At 36.8% G+C, this 19,368-nt stretch carries 17 protein-coding genes; 5 read left to right on the top strand and 12 right to left on the bottom strand.

Features of this window, described 5'->3' with window-relative positions:
• Positions 1–62 precede the first annotated feature (62 nt).
• The 6 genes from ftsX to secA all read right to left on the bottom strand — a co-directional run bounded on the left by ftsX (position 63) and on the right by secA (position 7,827).
• Positions 63–956 carry a permease-like cell division protein FtsX gene (gene ftsX, locus BK581_RS16320; protein WP_078579164.1) on the bottom strand — a complete coding sequence of 298 codons (894 nt, stop codon included), beginning with the start codon at positions 954–956 and terminating at the stop codon, positions 63–65.
• Positions 946–1,632, bottom strand: coding sequence for a cell division ATP-binding protein FtsE (gene ftsE, locus BK581_RS16315; protein ID WP_078579987.1), 687 nt, complete (start codon positions 1,630–1,632; stop codon positions 946–948). The genes ftsX and ftsE overlap by 11 nt, the downstream gene beginning before the upstream one ends.
• 736 nt (positions 1,633–2,368) lie before the next feature.
• Positions 2,369–2,722 carry a c-type cytochrome gene (locus tag BK581_RS16310; protein ID WP_078579163.1) on the bottom strand — a complete coding sequence of 118 codons (354 nt, stop codon included), beginning with the start codon at positions 2,720–2,722 and terminating at the stop codon, positions 2,369–2,371.
• A gap of 68 nt (positions 2,723–2,790) precedes the next feature.
• Positions 2,791–3,681, bottom strand: coding sequence for a YitT family protein (locus BK581_RS16305; RefSeq protein WP_078579162.1), 891 nt, complete (start codon positions 3,679–3,681; stop codon positions 2,791–2,793).
• 430 nt (positions 3,682–4,111) lie between these two features.
• Positions 4,112–5,213, bottom strand: a protein-coding gene (gene prfB, locus BK581_RS16300; RefSeq protein WP_143709701.1) for a peptide chain release factor 2 whose coding sequence is annotated in 2 segments (ribosomal slippage) — positions 4,112–5,140 and positions 5,142–5,213 — 1,101 coding nt in all. Because the reading frame shifts where the segments join, the coding sequence is not laid out codon by codon here.
• 94 nt (positions 5,214–5,307) lie between these two features.
• Positions 5,308–7,827, bottom strand: coding sequence for a preprotein translocase subunit SecA (gene secA / locus BK581_RS16295; RefSeq protein ID WP_078579161.1), 2,520 nt, complete (start codon positions 7,825–7,827; stop codon positions 5,308–5,310).
• Positions 7,828–8,374: 547 nt separating this feature from the next.
• On the opposite strand from secA, the gene glcT reads away from it, so the two are divergent.
• Both glcT and ptsG read left to right on the top strand, forming a co-directional pair.
• A complete protein-coding gene (gene glcT, locus BK581_RS16290; protein ID WP_078579160.1) occupies positions 8,375–9,217 on the top strand; it encodes a glucose PTS transporter transcription antiterminator GlcT in 843 nt (280 codons plus the stop codon).
• Between the two features lie 225 nt (positions 9,218–9,442).
• Positions 9,443–11,479, top strand: a complete 2,037-nt coding sequence (gene ptsG, locus BK581_RS16285; protein WP_078579159.1) for a glucose-specific PTS transporter subunit IIBC — start codon at positions 9,443–9,445, stop codon at positions 11,477–11,479.
• A 217-nt stretch (positions 11,480–11,696) separates the two neighbouring features.
• On the opposite strand, the gene hpf is transcribed toward ptsG, so the two are convergent.
• Together hpf and BK581_RS16275 are read right to left on the bottom strand one after the other, a co-directional pair.
• Complete coding sequence (gene hpf, locus BK581_RS16280) at positions 11,697–12,248, bottom strand: ribosome hibernation-promoting factor, HPF/YfiA family (protein WP_078579158.1); 552 nt, start codon at positions 12,246–12,248, stop codon at positions 11,697–11,699.
• Positions 12,249–12,653: 405 nt separating this feature from the next.
• Complete coding sequence (locus tag BK581_RS16275) at positions 12,654–12,851, bottom strand: cold shock domain-containing protein (protein ID WP_078579157.1); 198 nt, start codon at positions 12,849–12,851, stop codon at positions 12,654–12,656.
• A gap of 901 nt (positions 12,852–13,752) precedes the next feature.
• Here BK581_RS16275 and BK581_RS16270 point away from each other — a divergent pair.
• From BK581_RS16270 to BK581_RS16260, 3 genes are all read left to right on the top strand, one after another.
• Positions 13,753–14,160: a single-stranded DNA-binding protein gene (locus BK581_RS16270; RefSeq protein WP_078579156.1), complete on the top strand. Its 408-nt coding sequence runs from the start codon at positions 13,753–13,755 to the stop codon at positions 14,158–14,160.
• Between the two features lie 96 nt (positions 14,161–14,256).
• The gene (locus BK581_RS16265; RefSeq protein WP_078579155.1) at positions 14,257–14,496 is read left to right on the top strand and encodes a hypothetical protein; all 240 of its coding nucleotides are present in this window, start codon (positions 14,257–14,259) and stop codon (positions 14,494–14,496) included.
• A 191-nt stretch (positions 14,497–14,687) separates the two neighbouring features.
• Positions 14,688–14,870 (top strand): hypothetical protein, encoded by a 183-nt coding sequence (locus tag BK581_RS16260; protein WP_078579154.1) that lies wholly within the window; start codon positions 14,688–14,690, stop codon positions 14,868–14,870.
• Between the two features lie 222 nt (positions 14,871–15,092).
• Here the strand turns inward: BK581_RS16260 and BK581_RS16255 are convergent, their stop codons facing one another.
• The 4 genes from BK581_RS16255 to BK581_RS16240 form a co-directional block, all read right to left on the bottom strand.
• Positions 15,093–15,698, bottom strand: coding sequence for a hypothetical protein (locus BK581_RS16255; RefSeq protein WP_078579153.1), 606 nt, complete (start codon positions 15,696–15,698; stop codon positions 15,093–15,095).
• 88 nt (positions 15,699–15,786) lie between these two features.
• Positions 15,787–16,806: a glycoside hydrolase family 130 protein gene (locus tag BK581_RS16250; protein ID WP_078579152.1), complete on the bottom strand. Its 1,020-nt coding sequence runs from the start codon at positions 16,804–16,806 to the stop codon at positions 15,787–15,789.
• Between the two features lie 273 nt (positions 16,807–17,079).
• Positions 17,080–18,102, bottom strand: a complete 1,023-nt coding sequence (locus BK581_RS16245; protein WP_078579151.1) for a substrate-binding domain-containing protein — start codon at positions 18,100–18,102, stop codon at positions 17,080–17,082.
• A gap of 44 nt (positions 18,103–18,146) precedes the next feature.
• Complete coding sequence (locus tag BK581_RS16240; protein WP_078579150.1) at positions 18,147–19,322, bottom strand: glycoside hydrolase family 130 protein; 1,176 nt, start codon at positions 19,320–19,322, stop codon at positions 18,147–18,149.
• Positions 19,323–19,368: the final 46 nt, after the last annotated feature.

Here is a 19,368-nt window from a genome sequence, read left to right as displayed (position 1 = left end):
CTTATTAAATCACAAATTATTTCCTTGGAAATCTATATGGAAGGGAGTTAGTCCCGGAAATTCTAAACTCTCAAGAATTTCCGGACACTCATCAAGCTTCCCCAAACTCCGACAACGGCACCGATAACTAATAACAAAATCCCCATTTGAACGACCAGAGGATTAGGAGATAGGAATTGGAAGAAATCAATCCCAGTCTGCTCACCTATCGTATTGTAGAAATAGTGATAGCCGTAACCTAAAGCACTTATTGGAATAATTGCCCCTACGGTCCCTAATAACAATCCTTCAACAAAGAAAGGCCAGCGGATAAAGCCGTTAGTAGCACCTACGAGTTTCATTATCTGAATTTCGCGCTTTCTGGCAATAATAGTTAGTTTAATTGTGTTAGCGATCAGGAATATAGCTGTAAAGAGCAACCCAACAATAAGCACCGTTCCCGCTATTCGAATAAAGTCAGTAGCCGTAAATAACTGGTCGAAAATATCTCGCCCGTATTCTACACCTTCTACATAGTCAAATTGCTCGATTTCTTCTGCGATCATTTCAGTTTCATGCGGTTGCTGAGCACGAACAACGTAAACATCATTTAAAGGGTTTTCGTCTCTTAGACCTTCGAAATAATCCCCTTGCTCACCGAGACTATCAATAAATTGTTCCAACCCTTCTTCTTTCGGAATAAAGGTGACAGAAGCAATATTCGTCATATCCTCAATATTGTCTAAGAGTACTTCCTTTTCTTCTTCGGCAGCTGTCCGTTCAATAAAGACCCTTACCTCTACATCATCTTCTAGCGAGTCAGCAAAATGATTAACGTTCATAATAAGTAGTAAGAATGCACCCACAACCAATAGCATGACAGTCACTGCACTAACAGAAGCAAATGTCATCCAGCCATTTCTTATTATATTTTTGCTGCCTTCTTTCATATGGCGGCCTAATGTTCTAACCTTCATAGCGGTACGTCCCCCTCAGCTCATCACGAGCAATGCGTCCGCCTTCAATCGCAATCAGGCGTTTTCGCATATTATCTACGATGTCCCGATTGTGCGTAGCCATCACAATGGTTGTCCCTCGCTCATTAATCTCTTCTAAAATGTGCATAATTTCCCATGACGTTTCAGGATCTAAATTCCCTGTCGGTTCATCTGCAATTAATACTGCCGGATTATTAACAATTGCTCTTGCAATCGACACCCTCTGCTGTTCTCCTCCAGAAAGCTCGTCCGGCATGAAACGTGCTTTGTTCTTCAAGCGAACAATATCTAAGACATTCATAACACGTTGTCTAATCGTTTCTTTATCTTCTTCGATGACCTCCATAGCAAAAGCTACGTTTTCATAGACTGTAAGACTTTGAAGCAGTTTAAAGTCTTGAAAAACAACGCCAATATTTCTTCTTAAATATGGAATATGGCGTTCCTTCATTTTTGATAATTCTTGGTTATCAATTGTAATTTCGCCTCGAGTCGGTTTTTCTTCACGGTAGATCATTTTGATAAACGTGGATTTACCAGCACCACTTGGCCCAACTACATAGACGAATTCACCTTTCTTTATATAGATAGAAATCCCGTTAACAGCCATAACGCCATTAGGGTACGTTTTCCATACATCCTGCATTTGAATCATATTTTCACATCCCAATCATTTTGTCCTTCTTCTTTTGTTGTCATTGATGCTCTTGTTGTGGACTGAAATTGTTACTATATTGAAACAGCTTTATATTTAAAAAGAGTACTAATTGAAAGTTCAACAGTTTAATAACGACAATCTTTTTACTCCTATACATTATAGCATCAAAATTTGTCGGTGGAAGTTAAACTTCTTTACAATTTCATTTCAAATAGCAACAACTGGTTATTTTAGGTAAATCTAATACACAACTATTTTCTAAACCTTTTCACAGCAAGTATTTTAGCTATTATTGATAGTCATAGATTGGTACAACAGCCATTAAATTACCAGTTAAATACCTCTTATACATAGTTCGGATTAAATCATTGATTTATTTATAGTTCTTTTATATTTCTTTTGCCTTTATGAATTAGACAAACTCCAATTCACACTTTCAATAAAGCTTATATGATCAGATTTTTCCACTATTATTTAAAACATATTGTTGAACAAACTTCATTGTGGGATAAATGCTAAGTTAGGTAGACTGCCTGTCTACGAGTGGGGGAGTGAATTAGGACATTAGCGTCCGTTAGCTCTCCTTTCTATTTTGTGGCGGGTGTTTTACGGACGATTATCTGTTTATAATGAGGTTATGTAACAATTAAGTAATGAATAAATCGCGTATAAGTGATATGTCGTAAAAAAACAAAACCTGGAAATACAATCCCAGGTTTTGTTACATATTTTACTATTGAGATTCTATCCATGCCGCTACATCGGCTGCATCCTCACCTGTAACAAGGTCTGCCGGCATACTACCAGGGCCTTCTTGAATCGCCGCTTCCACCTCTTCAGCTGTATGCGTTTCTAGACCAGGTCCTGAAGCACCTGTTAAATCCCCACCGTGACAGGCCGCGCAATTTTGAACGTAAACTTGCTCACCATTTGCTAAATCGTACTCACCATTGTCAGCAGTATTTTCTGTGTTTTCTGCATTATTACCATTATTTTCGGGCGCTGGTTCATTCATGTTCGTATCATTGCCCCCACAGGCACTTAAAACAAGTACTGTCCCAAATATAGCAAACATCCATTTCTTCATTCGTTTCCCCTCCTAGAAATTTATAGTGTGATTGGGTTTTGAAACCTAACTTTATTATAACTGATTTACTACTTTTTGAAACCCTTACCTAGTACTTCTGAGGCGTTACTGACAATAACAAAAGCATCTGGATCTATTGTTTGAACTAATCTTTTTAGTTTGGTCACTTCATTTCGGCTAACAACACACATTAACATGGGTCTTTCATGGTTAGTATAGCCTCCATACCCCGCAATTTTCGTGACACCACGATCAACTTTTGTTAACAAGCCTTGCTTTACTTCTTCTTCAAATTCTGAAATTATTATGACCATTTTGGAGTAACCTATACCAATTTGAACAAAATCAATCGTTTTACTCGTTGTAAAGAGACTAATTAAAGCATACAAAGCAAATTCAAAGCCAAATACAACAGCCGAAGCGCTCACTACAAGACCATCCATTATAAATACACACACTCCAAGAGACAGTCCTGTATATTTGTTAATAATTTGAGCAGCTAGATCTGTCCCCCCTGTAGAAGAATTAGATCTAAAAACAATACCAAGACCTACACCAACTCCTACCCCACCAAAAATAGATGCTAATAAAGGGTCGAGAGTTGCGGGCTGCAAATCTCTTGTTAAAAACACGATGAAAGGTAAAAATAGTGTTCCCGTTAACGTCTTTGTTCCATATAATATACTGCCTCTTATACTACCCCCAAGTAAAAGAATCCCAGCTATAAATAAAGGAATATTCAACGCCCATTGTGTATAAGCAGGCTCCCAAGCCGTTATATTAAAGACAATAGTTGATATCCCAGAGACACCACCAGAGGCGATTTGGTTAGGTAAGAGAAAGAGGTTAAATGTCACAGCTACAATTGCCGACCCCGTAAGGACATATAAAAATTCAATAATCGTTCTTTGCGCCGTATTAAGAGGGTTGGTTTCTTTTCTACGTTGAAGCTTTTTCATCATCTGCTATCACCTTGTTATTTTAAAATGAAAGAATTATGTAACATTTATTTACAAGCACTTTTCGTAGTATAGCACCCTGCAAAATTGCTGTAAACACGACTCAGTTAACGCTTTAACTGATTGAATTAAGATTAACCCTCATTTTCAGCATTGTTGAGATGATGAGAGAAACTCTATTATTAAAATCCCCCTATAAAATGCATCTCACCCAGGACATTACCGGCCGTTACCTCCCACCTAAATAGATTATTACCTTTCCTTTCTATTTTGAACCAGAGTTTTACTGACAGTTATCTTTGATAAAAATGAAAAACCTTAGAGAAACAGATTGTCAATTTCCCTCTGTTCCCCTAAGGATCTCGCTCATATATATATCAGTTAGTAACGTTTTAGTTTAGAATACTCCACAATAGTAAGCAGTAACAGATCAGTCTATTTGAGACCTTAAATACGCATCAATAAATGGTGCCAGCTCACCATCCATAACAGCTTGTGTATTCCCTGTTTCAACATTTGTCCGGTGATCTTTTACCATATTGTATGGATGGAAGACGTAAGAGCGAATTTGACTGCCCCAACCAATATCTGATTGCTCACCTCGAAGCTCTTCAGCTTCTTGACGCTGTTTATCCATTTCCTGTTGAAATAATTTAGCTTTTAACATTTTCATTGCTTTTTCTCTATTTTTTATTTGGGAACGTTCTGACTGACAACTGACCACAGTGTTTGTTGGCAAGTGTGTCATACGAACAGCAGAATCTGTCGTATTCACGTGTTGTCCCCCTGCCCCACTCGACCTAAACGTATCAATTCTTAGGTCATCTGGTGATACCGTAATTTCCACATTATCATCCAATTCAGGCATGACATCACAGGAAGCGAATGATGTGTGTCGACGGCCTGAGGAGTCGAAAGGTGAAATTCTAACGAGGCGATGAACGCCTTTTTCAGCTTTCAAATAACCGTAGGCATTATGACCTTGAATTAATAAGGTTACACTTTTCACCCCTGCTTCATCTCCAGGGAGATAATCTGTCGTTTCCACTTTAAAGCCTTTAGCTTCTGCCCATCTTGTATACATTCTAAGCAGCATAGAGGCCCAGTCTTGTGATTCTGTTCCACCCGCTCCTGGATGCAGCTCTAAAATGGCATTATTTTTGTCATGTGGTTCACTTAACAACAGCTCCAGTTCAAACTCGTTTAACCGCTTGCCAATATCCTTAACACCTTGTTCTAAATCATCAGCTAGATCACTGTCATTTTCCTCTTTCAATAATTCCAAGGAAACATCGAGCTCTTCATGATCACTTTCTAATTTTCTATACGTATTCACGATATTTTTCAGAGCGTTATTTTCATTTATCACTTTTTGAGCTGCATTTTGATCCTCCCAAAACATAGGATCGGACATTTTCTCTTCTAGTTCAGCAATTCGGGTTTCTTTTTCTTCTAAGTCAAAGAGACCCCCTAAAGTCCGCTAATCGTTTAGCCATCATTGATAGTTCTTGTGTTATTTCTGACATTTCCATGTAAGATCACCTCTAAAATTATTTCTATCTTTTTTTCAGTTTGGAAGTAAAAGGTGCTTTTATTAAAAGCACCTTTTAACGTTTCTATCGCTTCTTATCTTCCATGACACTGTTTGTATTTTTTCCCTGAACCACACGGACAAGGGTCATTCCGTCCGATGGTCTGTCCTTTTGTAAATGGGGTTTTTCGTTTGCTCTCTTTGCTTGTTTCATTTGAGCTTTGATGAACAGCTTTTCCTTCAGCTACTTGTTTCCGCTCAAGGTTAGACTGAATTTGCGCTTTCATAACATATCGTGAAACTTCTTCTTCAATCGTGGCTATCATCTGCTCAAACATTTCAAATCCTTCAAATTTATATTCTCTTAATGGGTCATTTTGGCCATAGGCTCGCAGATGAATCCCTTGGCGTAGTTGATCCATTTGATCGATGTGACTCGTCCACTTTGAATCTACTGTCCGCAGAAGAATAACTCGTTCAAATTCTCTCATCGTTTCAGCCGTAAACTCTTCTTCACGTCGATTGTAGTCCTCTGTCACCTTCTCCATAATTTCTTCAACCATTTCTTCAGGTTCCAGACCATCTAACTCGCGCAGCGTTATTTCATTTTCGCTTAAGACAGTGGCATTAATATAATCCACAATTCCTTGTAAATTCCAATCTTCAGGTACTTCAGTTTCTGGTGTATATAGACTAACTTGTCGTTCAACAGTTGATTCAAGCATTTTTTCTACAACTGGACGTAAGTTTTCAGCCTCGAGAACCTCCATACGTTGCTCATAAATAATATCTCGTTGTTCACGCATAACATCATCATATTGGAGGAGTTGTTTTCGTGCATCAAAGTTATTTCCTTCTACTCGTTTTTGCGCTTGTTCAACAGCTCGTGTAATAAGCTTACTTTCAAGAGGCTGGTCTTCATCCATCCCCATTCTTCCCATCATTTTACTCATGTTATCCGAACCAAATCGTCTCATAAGAGTATCTTCTAATGACAGATAAAATTGGGAGCGTCCCGGGTCCCCTTGTCGGCCAGAACGACCACGCAGCTGGTTATCAATACGTCTACTTTCATGACGTTCTGTTCCAAGAACAAATAGACCTCCTAATTCTTTAACACCTTCGCCTAATTTTATATCTGTTCCACGTCCAGCCATATTAGTTGCAATTGTGACAGCTTTTGGTTGCCCAGCATTTTCTATGATTTCAGCTTCTCGTTCATGATTTTTAGCATTGAGAACGTTATGAGGGACCCTTTTCTTTTTTAACATGTTGGAAATCAATTCGGATGTATCCACATTAACAGTCCCTACAAGAACAGGCTGGCCCTTTTCATATAATTCATGGATTTTTTCAATAATAGCTTTAAATTTCCCGTCCATCGTTTTATAAATTAAGTCAGGACGATCTTCTCTAATGACCGGTTCGTTCGTCGGTACCGAATAGACGTTCATTCCATAAATATTTCGAAATTCTTCTTCCTCTGTTTTCGCAGTCCCTGTCATACCTGCTAACTTTTGATACATTCGGAAGTAGTTTTGGAAGGTAATTGAAGCAAGTGTCATACTTTCTCGTTTAATTTCCAACGCCTCTTTTGCTTCTATAGCTTGATGGAGACCATCACTATATCGGCGTCCTTTCATTAACCGTCCAGTAAATTGGTCAACGATTGCCACTTCTCCATCATCCACAACGTAATCTTCATCTTTCACCATGACTTTATGAGCTTTTAAAGCTTGGTTAATATGATGATTTAGCTGGACGTGCTCTGAATCAAATAGATTGTCTATATTAAACACACGTTCTGCTTTACTGACACCCTCATCCGTTAACTGGACATTCTTTGTTTTTTCATCATACGTATAATCCTCTTCGTCTTTCAACATGCGAATGAAAGAGTTCGCAGCTGTATACAGTTCAGTTGTTCGGTTAGCAGAACCCGAAATAATTAAAGGGGTTCTGGCCTCATCAATTAAAATAGAGTCAACTTCATCGACAATAGCAAAATGAAGAGGACGTTGCACCATTTGCTCTTTATAGGTAACCATGTTATCTCGTAAGTAATCAAAGCCATATTCATTATTTGTCCCATATGTAACATCTGCTGCATAGGCTTCTCTTTTTTCTTCTTTCGACATACCACTCACGTTTAATCCAACAGTTAAACCGAGGAAATTAAACAGCTTTCCCATTTCTTCTGCATCACGACGAGCAAGGTATTCATTAACTGTCACCACATGTACACCTTTACCAGTTAAAGCATTTAAATAAACTGGTAAAGTACCGACTAACGTTTTACCTTCACCGGTTTTCATTTCAGCGATGTCCCCACGGTGAAGGACAATTCCTCCAAGCAACTGGACGCGGAAATGAGTCATTCCAAGAGCCCTTGTAGAACCTTCTCGAACAACAGCATAGGCTTCAGCTAACATTTCTTCAAGTTTTTCACCATTTTGATAACGTTGTTTAAAGTCTTCAGTTTTTTGACGAAGACCCTCATCACTCAATTTGCTTAAATCGTCCTTATAGCTTTCTATCTCATCAAGAAGTTTTTCTAACTTTTTCAAATGCTTTTTATCTGTATCGCCAATGACCTTTTTTAATAAACCTAACATTGGACATTGCTCCCTTTCTTTTTTATCCCGATATAGAGCTAGAGTCTAGACTAGTTCAAATTCATTTATTTTTTTCCGGGATTCATTTGTAATATGTATAACCACGTTATATTAGTAGTATAGTGACGACGTCTTTATATCGTCTTAATCTTGTGTTTTAATCAAAGAGGCCAAGACTCCCTTCTCCTTTAATACGCTACCCTACATTTTAACAGGTTGACTTCCACCATACAAGCAGTGTAGCTGTAGCCTTTTTAATTATGTTTTCACGATCGACATATTTTTTACTAATATGCGAACTGTGATAAATCTGTTACCATATAAATCGTGATAATATGACAAATTAATCAGTTTATGTAGTAAAATTGTCATTGTTTTTTGATAAAGAAGTTGATCTATTTCATACATTTTTCTATAATACAGGTACTGGAAGCGCTTTTCATCCTTCATGCTCGGTTTAAATATGAGTGTTAACTCATTTGTTGGCTGTAAACATTTCTCTGCTACTGGTATTTTTTTCTATTATGTATCTCGGAGTTGATTATTTATGCTGTCCGTAAAAAAAATATTAAATAATAATGTCGTGATAGCTGAACACCCAGACTATCAAGAGGTCGTCTTGATTGGAAAAGGACTTGGATTTGGTAAAGAACCTGGGCAAGAGATCGCCGGAGACAAAGCAGAAAAATTTTTTGTGTTAAAAAATGAAGATGAACAGCAGCAATACATGAATTTATTAGAATATGTAGACGAAGAATTCATTGGCGTTATGAATGAATTTATTGAAAAACTGGAAGCACGATTTAAAACGAAACTCCATGAGCATATCCATGTAGGATTAACCGACCATCTTTATTTTGCTGCCAAGCGAATTAGACAAGGTCAAGGAATTAAAAATCCTTTTTTGCATGAGACTGAACTAGCATATCCTATGGAATATGCAGCGGCCATGGAATTAACAGAATGGCTGAATGAGAAACTCGATATACGAATTCCAGATGGTGAAATAGGATTTATTACATTACACATTCACAGTGCTTTAACAAATCGTAATTTAGCGGAAATTAATCACCATACTCAACTGGTAAGTGAACTCATTTTAATTATTGAAGATTATTTAAAAATTAAAATAAGTCGTAAAGACATGAATTATTTACGTCTAGTTAGGCACTTACACCATGCGATTGAGCGGGTTCAAACAGAAACATACGTAGAAAATCAAGACAGTTTAAAAAAGGTGTTGCAAGTTGAATATCCCGTATGCTACAATCTATCTTGGAAACTGATTAAAATTATGCAACAGCGCTTACAAGTGTCCATTCCTGATGCAGAAGCAGTTTATCTAACATTACATTTACAACGTTTGGACTCAACACAACCGAATACTTGACTTATATAATTCGTCCATTTTTGGATAACTACTCTTTTTCCGTGTTACTGGTAAAGCAGGCATGAGTGAAAAAAGAATTGTAGTTTAAAACCATTTTTTGCGTGAAGTTTCTTTATCTTCACACTGGTTTTCTACATTCTTTTTAGCTCATGTCTTTTTTGTTGTCATGATTCGATCGTTTCCTACACATCCTATTGTTAGAACAAAATTAAAGGAGGAGTTTACGTGTTTAAGAATTCTTTTGGAACGTTACAAAAAGTTGGTCGTTCCCTTATGCTCCCTGTAGCATTACTACCAGCTGCCGGGATTCTACTTGCATTTGGTGATGCGATGCAGAATCCTGATATGATAGCACGATTGCCATTTTTAGATAGTGCAATCTTTTCACTTATTGCTGAAATGATGCAATCAGCTGGTGATATCGTATTTGCTAACCTCGCATTATTGTTTGCTGTCGGTGTTGCAATTGGCTTAGCCAAAGGAGACGGTGTTGCTGGTCTTGCCGCCCTTATTGGTTATTTAATTATCAATGTAACAATGAGTGTTATTCGTGGTGTTGATGCAGGTATGCTTGCAGACCACCCTGAATATGCAAGTGTTCTTGGGATTCCAACTTTGCAAACGGGTGTTTTTGGCGGTATTATAGCTGGTTTGCTCGGTGCCTATATGTATAACAAATATTACAATATAGAACTACCTTCATATCTTGGTTTCTTTGCTGGTAAACGTTTTGTACCAATCGTTACAGCCGCCTCTTCAATTATCGTTGGTACACTTTTAGCTTTTTTATGGCCATACGTTCAAGACGGTTTAAACGCATTCTCATATTTCATGACTGAATCTAACCGTACGTTAGCGACATTTATTTTTGGTGTTGTGGAACGAGCTTTGATTCCTTTTGGTCTCCACCACATTTTCTATTCTCCTTTCTGGTTTGAGTTCGGTACTTATACGAACGCTGCAGGAGACCTTATCCGTGGTGATCAGCAGATCTTCTTTAACCAAATTCGAGATGGTGCTGAACTAACAGCTGGTGCCTTTATGACTGGTAAGTTCCCATTCATGATGTTTGGACTTCCAGCAGCTGCATTAGCCATCTACCACTGTGCAAAGCCTAGTCAGAAAAAAGTGGTTGCCGGTATTATGGGATCTGCAGCACTTACATCTTTCTTAACGGGTATTACAGAACCAATTGAATTCAGTTTCTTATTCGTTGCACCACTATTGTTTGTTGTTCACACGCTATTTGCAGGGTTATCGTTCATGACGATGCATATTTTAGACATTAAAATTGGGATGACATTCTCCGGAGGGGTTATTGACTTCTTCCTCTATGGAATTTTGCCTAACCGAACTGCTTGGTGGCTAGTGATTCCTGTAGGTTTAGTCTTTGCAGTTATCTACTACTTCGGTTTCCGCTTTGCGATCTTAAAGTTCAACCTCATGACTCCTGGTCGTGAAGAGCAAAATGCCGATGAGGTAGCTGGAGATTCTAAAAAAGCAGGAAATACTGAATTACCTTACGAAGTGCTAAAAGCTTTCGGTGGTAAAGAAAACTTAACTTATTTAGACGCTTGTATCACTCGTCTCCGCATTACTGTTGATGATGTCTCAAAAGTTGATAAAGACCGCTTGAAACAGTTAGGTGCATCAGGAGTTATGCAGGTTGATAAAAACATTCAAGCTATTTTCGGACCACGTTCTGAAACGATTAAAGGGCAGATGGAAGACATCATCCAAGGTAACACACCTGTCCCTGAAAGCCCTGAGGAAGCAACTGAAACTACAGGCCCAGTAACAAGTGAAGTCGCAGTTGCAATGCCAATTGAAGGTATCATTAAGCCATTGTCAGAAGTTCCAGACAAAATGTTTGCTGAAAAGATGATGGGTGATGGTTTCGCAATTGATCCGACTGTAGGTCGTGTAGTATCTCCTGTAGATGGAAAAGTCGTTAACTTATTTACAACGAAGCATGCAATCGGGCTCCAAGCTGAAGATGGAACAGAAATCCTTATTCACGTTGGTATTGATACTGTAAAATTAAAAGGCGAAGGATTTGAGGCTCATATTCAACAAGGTGATGACGTCACTGTTGGCCAAGAGCTACTTACATTCGACCTTGAAAGTATTAAAGAAAAAGCACCATCTGTTATGACTCCAATCATTTTCACTAACTTAAGTGATTCTCAAGCCGTGGTTATTGAAAAAGATGGTCAAACTAAGACAGGTGAAACTGATCGCGTTCGTATTAAAAATAAATAAGTCATTACTTTTAAACTGTTAAGATTTTATTAAGGCGTTCTCACATTTTACGTGTGTGAACGCCTTTTTTTGTGCGTTATATGGTCTCTTAAGAAATGATTCAAAATTATCTAATATAACAAATTACATATGAAAAAAATTTAAAACTGCTCCTCCAATTATTAAATGTTTCTAATAATGGAGGAGCAGTTTCTGTAGTTTTCAATATTAAAGGGGATTACTCAGGTTCAATAAGCCCGTAACGACCATCTTTTCGCTTATAAACAACGTTCGTGAATCCACTCACTGCATTAGCAAAAACGAAGAAGTTATGTCCTAACATATCCATTTGTAAGACAGCTTCTTCAATATCCATAGGCTTAAGATCAAATCGTTTAGTTCTTACAATTTCTATGTCATCATCATTAGCAGGGTCTTCCTCTGCTAACGGTTCTAACTCATTTTTAAACATATATTTTAAACTGTCGTCACCACGAAATTTACGATTTACTTTTGTTTTGTGCTTTCTAATTTGTCTTTCTAATTTTTCAATCACTAGATCTATCGCTGCATACATATCTGTATGCTTTTCTTCAGCACGTAATAATAATTTTGGCATCGGAATAGTGATCTCTACTTTTTGAACACTATTGAGAACACTCATTTTCACGTGTACATCTGATGAGGGGATAGTATCAAAGTACTTTTCAAGTTTGCCTACCTTCTTTTCAACGTACTCCTTTAAAGATGAGGTAATTTCCAGGTTTTCACCGCGAATATTAAAATTCATAAGCAAACTCCTCCTTAATCGGTTATGTATGTAATATTCTTCATTCCCTCTTTATATTCCTGCTAAAACTTAAATAAAATTTGTACTTTTTTATCTAATGAAGTCGAAATTCCAAGAAATTTGTGCACATACATGTTCATATCCTCTCCCTACTAGTTTAAAACAGTTATATTATTGAGCAAAAAATGTCATCAATGCATTTTAGGTAAGTACGTTAGCGCTTAGTATTTACAATGTCATTGGAAATTATTCACATAGCATAGAGAAGGAAAAACCCGCTTTCCTTTTGGAAAACGGGTAATTCTTCGCTTTCATTCCCTAAACCATCTATTCAACACTATATTTAAATGAACTAATGATCATTTAAACCGGTCATATGAATAAAAACTAACTCAGGGATGCGAATTATATTTTAACAACATTAGCAGCTTGAGGACCACGAGCACCTTCTACGATTTCAAATTGTACCTCTTGGCCTTCGTCAAGTGTTTTGAATCCTTCCTGATCAATGGCAGAGTAATGTACAAATACATCGTCTCCATCTTCTCTTTCAATGAATCCAAAACCTTTTTCTGCATTAAACCATTTTACTTTTCCCTGCATATTCTTAACACATTCCCTTCGTTAAAAATCTGTGGGTATATACCCCTCATTTTCAATATAACAATGGAAGTTAAAAACGTCAATTTATTTTTTACTGATTATTTTGACAAATTTCGATAATTTGATAAATCAGTTATGGTTACGCTTACAAATCAAATTTTATTAAAATGTTTTATTAAATAAATTTGGAAATTATTAAAACTTACTTTTTTATACAATCACTTTATTAGTTCTTTATACCTATTGATAATGTTAACATATTCCAATAAAATACGACTATAGATAACATTTTTTTCATGAAAAGGAACTTACTATCTATATCTTCGATCATCCTCAACAATTATTAAACAAGTTGATATTCACTTGTTCTAATAATATCCTCTCTATTGAACCCACACCTTCTTCTGCGGTTCAAGTGCTCTACATCCCTCCTTCCTTCAAGGACTATCTCTATACTTAGTTTCCATGGATTATTTATATCATATTTAAGTGTAGATCCTCAGCGGTTGTGGACACAAGCATGACAACGAAGGGGAATCATTATGTATTAAATATTGCATTTTGATTCCTTCTTCTTTTAATTTCTAAGAAAGGGGGCGAAAATTAGAATGAATTTCACAATTGTATTTACAACATCAATAAGCCAGTAATTCTAAATTGTTTATATCAACTGTTGTTTTTGAAGAAAGGACTGAAGTGAAAGGTGATGACTCACAGAGGATCAGCTAATTAAGATCCAATGATGCGAATGCTGTTATCGCATCATTTATCTGAAGGAGATCCCTCGGGAAAGCGCTCGTCTGTAGCAGAAAATCCATGTATGAGTCGTTTTTTCAGATCTATTTTGTTTGATGAAATTGGTTCATTAAATAACTTGTTAAATAAAGGAGTGGTTCATTAAATGTTAAATCAATTTACGCTTATTGGACGAATAGCTAGACAGCCCTCCCTACAAACTACGAGAGAAGGTATATCGTACACACGCTTTACGTTAGCAGTTCGACGACATTTTAAAAATCAAGCAGGCCAATATGACACGGACTTCGTCCAGCTTATCTCCTGGAACAAGGTAGCAGAAAGAATAGCTGATTTCTGTTCAAAAGGCTCTTTAGTCTCTGTTAATGGGCGTATTCAGATGAGATCATTTGAAGTAGAAAAAGAAAAACGACTTACAGTACCAGATGTGGTGGCTGAAAATGTCACGTTCTTGCAGATGAAAAAAATGACTGATGGTACACCTAGTCATGAAAAAGTTCCTATTCCTAGCCCACCTCTCCCATCATCAGAAGAAGAATCCCCTTCTAATTAAATGTATGACTGGTTTTATCCTCCAAATTCAAAAGTTCCCTAAATATAATAATCACTCATTTTTATCTTAATCACACTTTTATAAGGAGACCGTTCTATGACAGAAAAAGATTTAATAAAAAACATTATGCATAAACTAGCTAAAATTGATGCAAAAATGGCCAAACAAGATGATCTTGATGATCTTCACGAACAATTATTTGAGCAAGATGAGCTGTTGAAAGGACTACAGGACAGCATTCAAGAGTTAAAAGTTAATTTTGAAATGAAATATGCTGAATCTATCAATTCTGAGGATGTTCTTTTACGTTCCGTTCTAGATAGGCAATCAACTTAATTGTCATAGCTGACTAACATTGCTTCGTTTGCTTACGATTCTTAAACTCTCTTCTCCTCCTTCATATAAGTAATATTTCCTCAAACACAATATTCGCTTCAACTTTTTTAAAGGCTGATATTAAACATTACGTTTTAAACTTCCATTTACACCTCAAATAATATCTCTTATTAAACTTGGATATTATAACTTTGAAAAACGCAGACCTTACTAAAGATAGAAAAGATAAAACAACATCTTATGAAGAAGATATGGTTATAACAAAGTTTGAATCAATTTGGTTAGGCATCGAGGGAATTTATACCTCAGATTCATCAAAAGAACCAGCATATATAGAAGTGAGAGTCTTTCCTGAGAATCCATCGACTTTTTAAAACGTTATTTAACGCTAATCGTTATAATAAGAGCATGAGTAGCACAAACCAAAGTCATGGTTTGTGCTACTTTATTAATTCGCGCATATTCTTCATTGCCAAAATGCACATTTTTAATTGCTGTACACTGCTGTTGATTTCTAGCATGGAACTGCCGATATAGCCTATCTCATTTTGACTATTAAAAATTCCTTGTTATAAAAATGTACTCATAAATCTTATTTAAGTGTTTACAGGTGCTTTTCCGATAGTGACATTAGTCAATAATGCTTTCATAGTAAAAGCGTAAGAGCATGGAAAACTGACTAGGAACAAAATAAAGTTAACTGTTCCGATATAATAAAATATGGCTAATATAGCAATTAGGCTAACGGAAATACCAATATTTTTAATACAACTCGTAAAAGCATAGATAAGGACATGAGAGAAATTCATCTGATTGTGTCCAAGTAAGTGAATTGTATAAGTGAACATCATGAAAGAAAGGGAAAATAAGTAAATTAGTACAATCGTAAGCAACAGGGCGGTCGTTCCTTCTTCAAGGTTAATGAAATATAAACAAGCAAACAGCACGAGAAAAATATTTGTGAACATAAAGGAAGGTAATTTCAAATGAGCATATGCTGAATAATAGGCTTTAAACAGGTCTCCTATAGGAATATCATCCCCATCTTTTGTAATGTCTTGCTTAAGGGTAATATCTGCTGTTGTTTTAACTAACGCATAGGAGGATGGGAGAAGACTGTAAACAACCATACCCCTAAATAAAAAATACCAGAATAATAGACTCGTCATCATACATTTATAAAGACGTACAAAAAACAGCATTTCCCCTCCTCCTTATACCTATTTTTTTATCTGTTTGCCCCATTTAGAAAGGCAGACTTTTAGAGTCTGCCTATACACCTATTTTCTATTACATTGTCCCTATTTCTTGATCATCCTCCACTTGTTCATGGTGTTCTTTTATATAATCTACTACCTGATTTACTTCTGTATAAGCGACCCCTACATAAGTGTCTGCAGCCCCGTAATAAATAGCAATACGCCCTGTTTGTGCATCACTCAATGTAGCGCATGGGAAGATAACATTATTGACAAAGCCTCTTTCTTCATACTCTGTTTCAGGGGTCAACAAAAATGTTTTACACCGGTACTTTACCTTTGATGGTTCGTGTAAATCAAGAATCGCGCCGCCCATACTGTATACTAGGCCATTACAAGTGCCTGTTACCCCATGATAAAATATAAGCCATCCTTCAGATGTTTCAATAGGCGCTGGTCCGCCTCCAATTTTAACATTTTGCCACCAGCCTTCTCCACCTTTTCCCATCACACGGCGATGTTTCCCCCAATACGTTAAATCTGGACTTTCACTTAAAAAGATATCTCCAAAAGGCGTATGACCGCTATCACTTGGACGTGATAATAACAGATAATTACCATTAATCTTTCTTGGAAATAGTACGCCATTACGATTAAATGGTAGAAATGGATTTTCAACTCTTATAAATGTCTTAAAGTCGTGCGTTTTTGCCATGCCGATAGAAGCACCATAAAAATCCGTACACCAAATAATATAGTAGGTATTATCAACTTTAATGAGTCTCGGATCATATGCATATCTCGGTTGAAATTCAGCTCCAGCATCATCAACAAAGGTCACTTTCTGTTCGTCGATTTCCCAATTTAAGGCGTCATCACTATAGCCTAAATGCAGATGAGGTCTGCCATTTGTTGTTTCAGCCCTAAATACACCAAGAAATTTATTATCGTAAGGGATGACGGCACTATTAAATATTCTAGCAATCCCTTTCGCAGGATTACGTTTAATTACAGGATTGGTCGTATGACGCCAAACTGGCATTGTCAGTCCCTCTGGCTTGTCTTCCCAGGGTATGTTTGTTAGCTGTTCCCCAATTAATTTAACTGTCATTCATCAAACTCCTCTACTTTTTAGCCAATAGCTAATTTTTAGTTTATCGTTAAGGTTATAATATAAAGATACCTTAGAAGCGCTTTCATGTCAATTTTCTTTTCTGTATATATCAGTTTCAAGCTTCACTTTTACTTCGATCTGAACTAGATTGCACTTAAAATCAACTTAGTTTCGACGCTATCTCCGCCCACTCACCCTTTTCTAATCACATACAAAAAAACCAACAATGGCTATATCGTCAATTGTTGGTTTTCATATCTATCGCATGTTTTATTTTTTCAATTTTGAATTGATATCAGCAACTGAATCCCTTTGAACAATTTTTCCTTTCACTAATACCCTTCCTGATGCTTTCTGATTATCCCTTACTTTGTCTATAATATTTCTTACAGCAGCTTCAGACATTTCCGGAACGTTTACTTGTACCGTCGTAAGTTGTGGTGAAGCAATCGTCGAATAAATGTCATTATCAAAGCCTACTACCGAAAAATCTTCAGGTACCCGGTAACCTAGAAGTTGCAATTTTTTAACGACATTGTACGCCACTTGATCGCAATTACATACGAAAGCTGTCGGTCTCTCTTTAGGTAGCTGAATGTCTATAAACGTCCCATTATCATCACGGTCATTTATGATAAAATGCTCTTTTAAGGGGAGACGATGCTCAAGTAACGATTTATAATAGCCTAAATAGCGGTCTTGTATACTGCTCGTAAAATAAATATTTCCAACGAATGCGATCTCTCTATGTCCCATCTTGATTAAATGGTTTGTTACTTCGTAAGTGCCATAGAAGTTATCCGTAATAATACAATCAACTTCAGTTTGATCCGTATAAAAGTCCAGGCAAATAAGTGGAATACCATTATTTTTTAACACATTAAGATACTCATTACTAATCTGGCCAAGAATGATAAAGCCATCTACTTTATTTTCGTAGTATGTCCCAGGAAGGACATGGTTCATTTCATCTTCTTGTGAGAGCGTTTGTAAAATCCCATAATAATGATAACTTTCAAGGTGTTTGGTAATCTCTTGATAAAAGCTTAAATAAAAGGATTTCGTTTCCCCAATAAAGTGTTCCGGGATGATGACCCCAATATTATAGGATAAGCCTTCCTTCATAGATTTAGCCGTTGAATTAAATCTATAACCTAATTCTTCAGCCAAACTTTGGATTTTTTTTCTTAATTCTTCACTCACGCCTTCTTTATCATTTAAAGCTTTAGAGACCGTGACACTACTCACACCAATTTTGTCAGCAATATCCCTCATCGTCACATTGTTCCGCAACTAAGCCACCTCCTCACAACACAGGGTATACTATAAATATGATACTACTTTCCTTTAAGTAAGTGTAGGTTTTTTTCTATCAGATCTATTCGCTGTCTCACACACTCTAACGAGTTATACGGGTCTTCTGGCGTGTTAAACGTATAATCTGTTAACTTATCAATCGTTGTTTTGGCTATATGAATACGCGTATCACTCGATGCATAGTATATGAAGATTTCCCCCTTTTTATTCAAGACAGCCCCATTGCAGAAAATCACATTTGATACATCCCCCGTTCTTTCATCGTCATAAGGTGCGATGAAATGGCCTCCCGGTTTGGCAATTATTTTATGCGGGGCATCCAGTTGAGTAGCGAATGTGTAGAGAACATACCGTAATCCAGCAGCTGTATTCCTCACACCATGAGCTATATGAATCCAGCCTTTAGGTGTCTTTATCGGTGCTGGCCCTTGACCATTTTTTACTTCATAAACCGTATGATACACCTTCTCATCGATCACTGTTTCATGATCAATCACAGGATTTTCTAGTGAGTCACATAAGCCAAATGCAATTCCTCCTCCCGCTCCTGTGGATATAAATCCATCTTGTGGTCGCGTATATAATGCATATTTCCCATTAATAAACTCTGGATGGAGGACAACATTTCTCTGTTGTGGTGATGGCGTTTTAATATTCGGCAGACGCTCCCATTTTTTAAAATCTTTTGTTCTCACGAGTCCAGCTTGGGCTACGGCACTTGACGTGTCGAATGGCTTTGCTGATGGGTCTTTACTTTCTGAGCAATAAATTCCATAGATCCAGCCGTCTTCATGTTCAACAAGTCGCATATCATACATATTCGTTTCTTCATCTATACTTTCCCATGTTAAAGGTGAGTCTATGAATCTAAAATTATCAATGCCCGTGTCACTTACCGCTAGAGCAAAAAATGATTTTCGATCTACCCCTTCTGTCCTAACGATTAAGTAATAGCGATGATTCCAATAGATGGCTCCAGGATTAAAGGTGGCATTAATACCTAAACGTTCCATAAAATACGGATTCGTTTCTTTATTTAAATCGAACCTCCAGTGCAAAGGAACATGATGTCTTGTAAGTACAGGATTTTTATACTTTTCATAAATCCCATTATAAAACTTATCATTAACTTTATTTGGCTTGGACAGCAGTTTCTCTTGTTTTTCTAACATCCCATAATAGTGATTATGTATCATCTAGTTCACCTCTTCTTTTTCTATTACTCTATCTTGACTACTGAAA

The organism is Salipaludibacillus agaradhaerens, from assembly GCF_002019735.1.
Taxonomy (GTDB): Bacteria; Bacillota; Bacilli; order Bacillales; family Salisediminibacteriaceae; genus Salipaludibacillus; species Salipaludibacillus agaradhaerens.
Note: the sequence above shows the minus strand (reverse complement) of the source record. Positions and strands in the feature narration are given on the sequence as shown.

What these genes read in the sequence shown, in the direction of transcription:
- ftsX (WP_078579164.1), bottom strand. Translation starts at nt 956, where the DNA reads ATGAAGGTTAGAACATTAGGCCGCCATATGAAAGAAGGCAGCAAAAAT.
- ftsE (WP_078579987.1), bottom strand. Translation starts at nt 1,632, where the DNA reads ATGATTCAAATGCAGGATGTATGGAAAACGTACCCTAATGGCGTTATG.
- BK581_RS16310 (WP_078579163.1), bottom strand. Translation starts at nt 2,722, where the DNA reads ATGAAGAAATGGATGTTTGCTATATTTGGGACAGTACTTGTTTTAAGT.
- BK581_RS16305 (WP_078579162.1), bottom strand. Translation starts at nt 3,681, where the DNA reads ATGAAAAAGCTTCAACGTAGAAAAGAAACCAACCCTCTTAATACGGCG.
- secA (WP_078579161.1), bottom strand. Translation starts at nt 7,827, where the DNA reads ATGTTAGGTTTATTAAAAAAGGTCATTGGCGATACAGATAAAAAGCAT.
- glcT (WP_078579160.1), top strand. Translation starts at nt 8,375, where the DNA reads ATGCTGTCCGTAAAAAAAATATTAAATAATAATGTCGTGATAGCTGAA.
- hpf (WP_078579158.1), bottom strand. Translation starts at nt 12,248, where the DNA reads ATGAATTTTAATATTCGCGGTGAAAACCTGGAAATTACCTCATCTTTA.
- BK581_RS16275 (WP_078579157.1), bottom strand. Translation starts at nt 12,851, where the DNA reads ATGCAGGGAAAAGTAAAATGGTTTAATGCAGAAAAAGGTTTTGGATTC.
- BK581_RS16270 (WP_078579156.1), top strand. Translation starts at nt 13,753, where the DNA reads ATGTTAAATCAATTTACGCTTATTGGACGAATAGCTAGACAGCCCTCC.
- BK581_RS16265 (WP_078579155.1), top strand. Translation starts at nt 14,257, where the DNA reads ATGACAGAAAAAGATTTAATAAAAAACATTATGCATAAACTAGCTAAA.
- BK581_RS16255 (WP_078579153.1), bottom strand. Translation starts at nt 15,698, where the DNA reads ATGCTGTTTTTTGTACGTCTTTATAAATGTATGATGACGAGTCTATTA.
- BK581_RS16250 (WP_078579152.1), bottom strand. Translation starts at nt 16,806, where the DNA reads ATGACAGTTAAATTAATTGGGGAACAGCTAACAAACATACCCTGGGAA.
- BK581_RS16240 (WP_078579150.1), bottom strand. Translation starts at nt 19,322, where the DNA reads ATGATACATAATCACTATTATGGGATGTTAGAAAAACAAGAGAAACTG.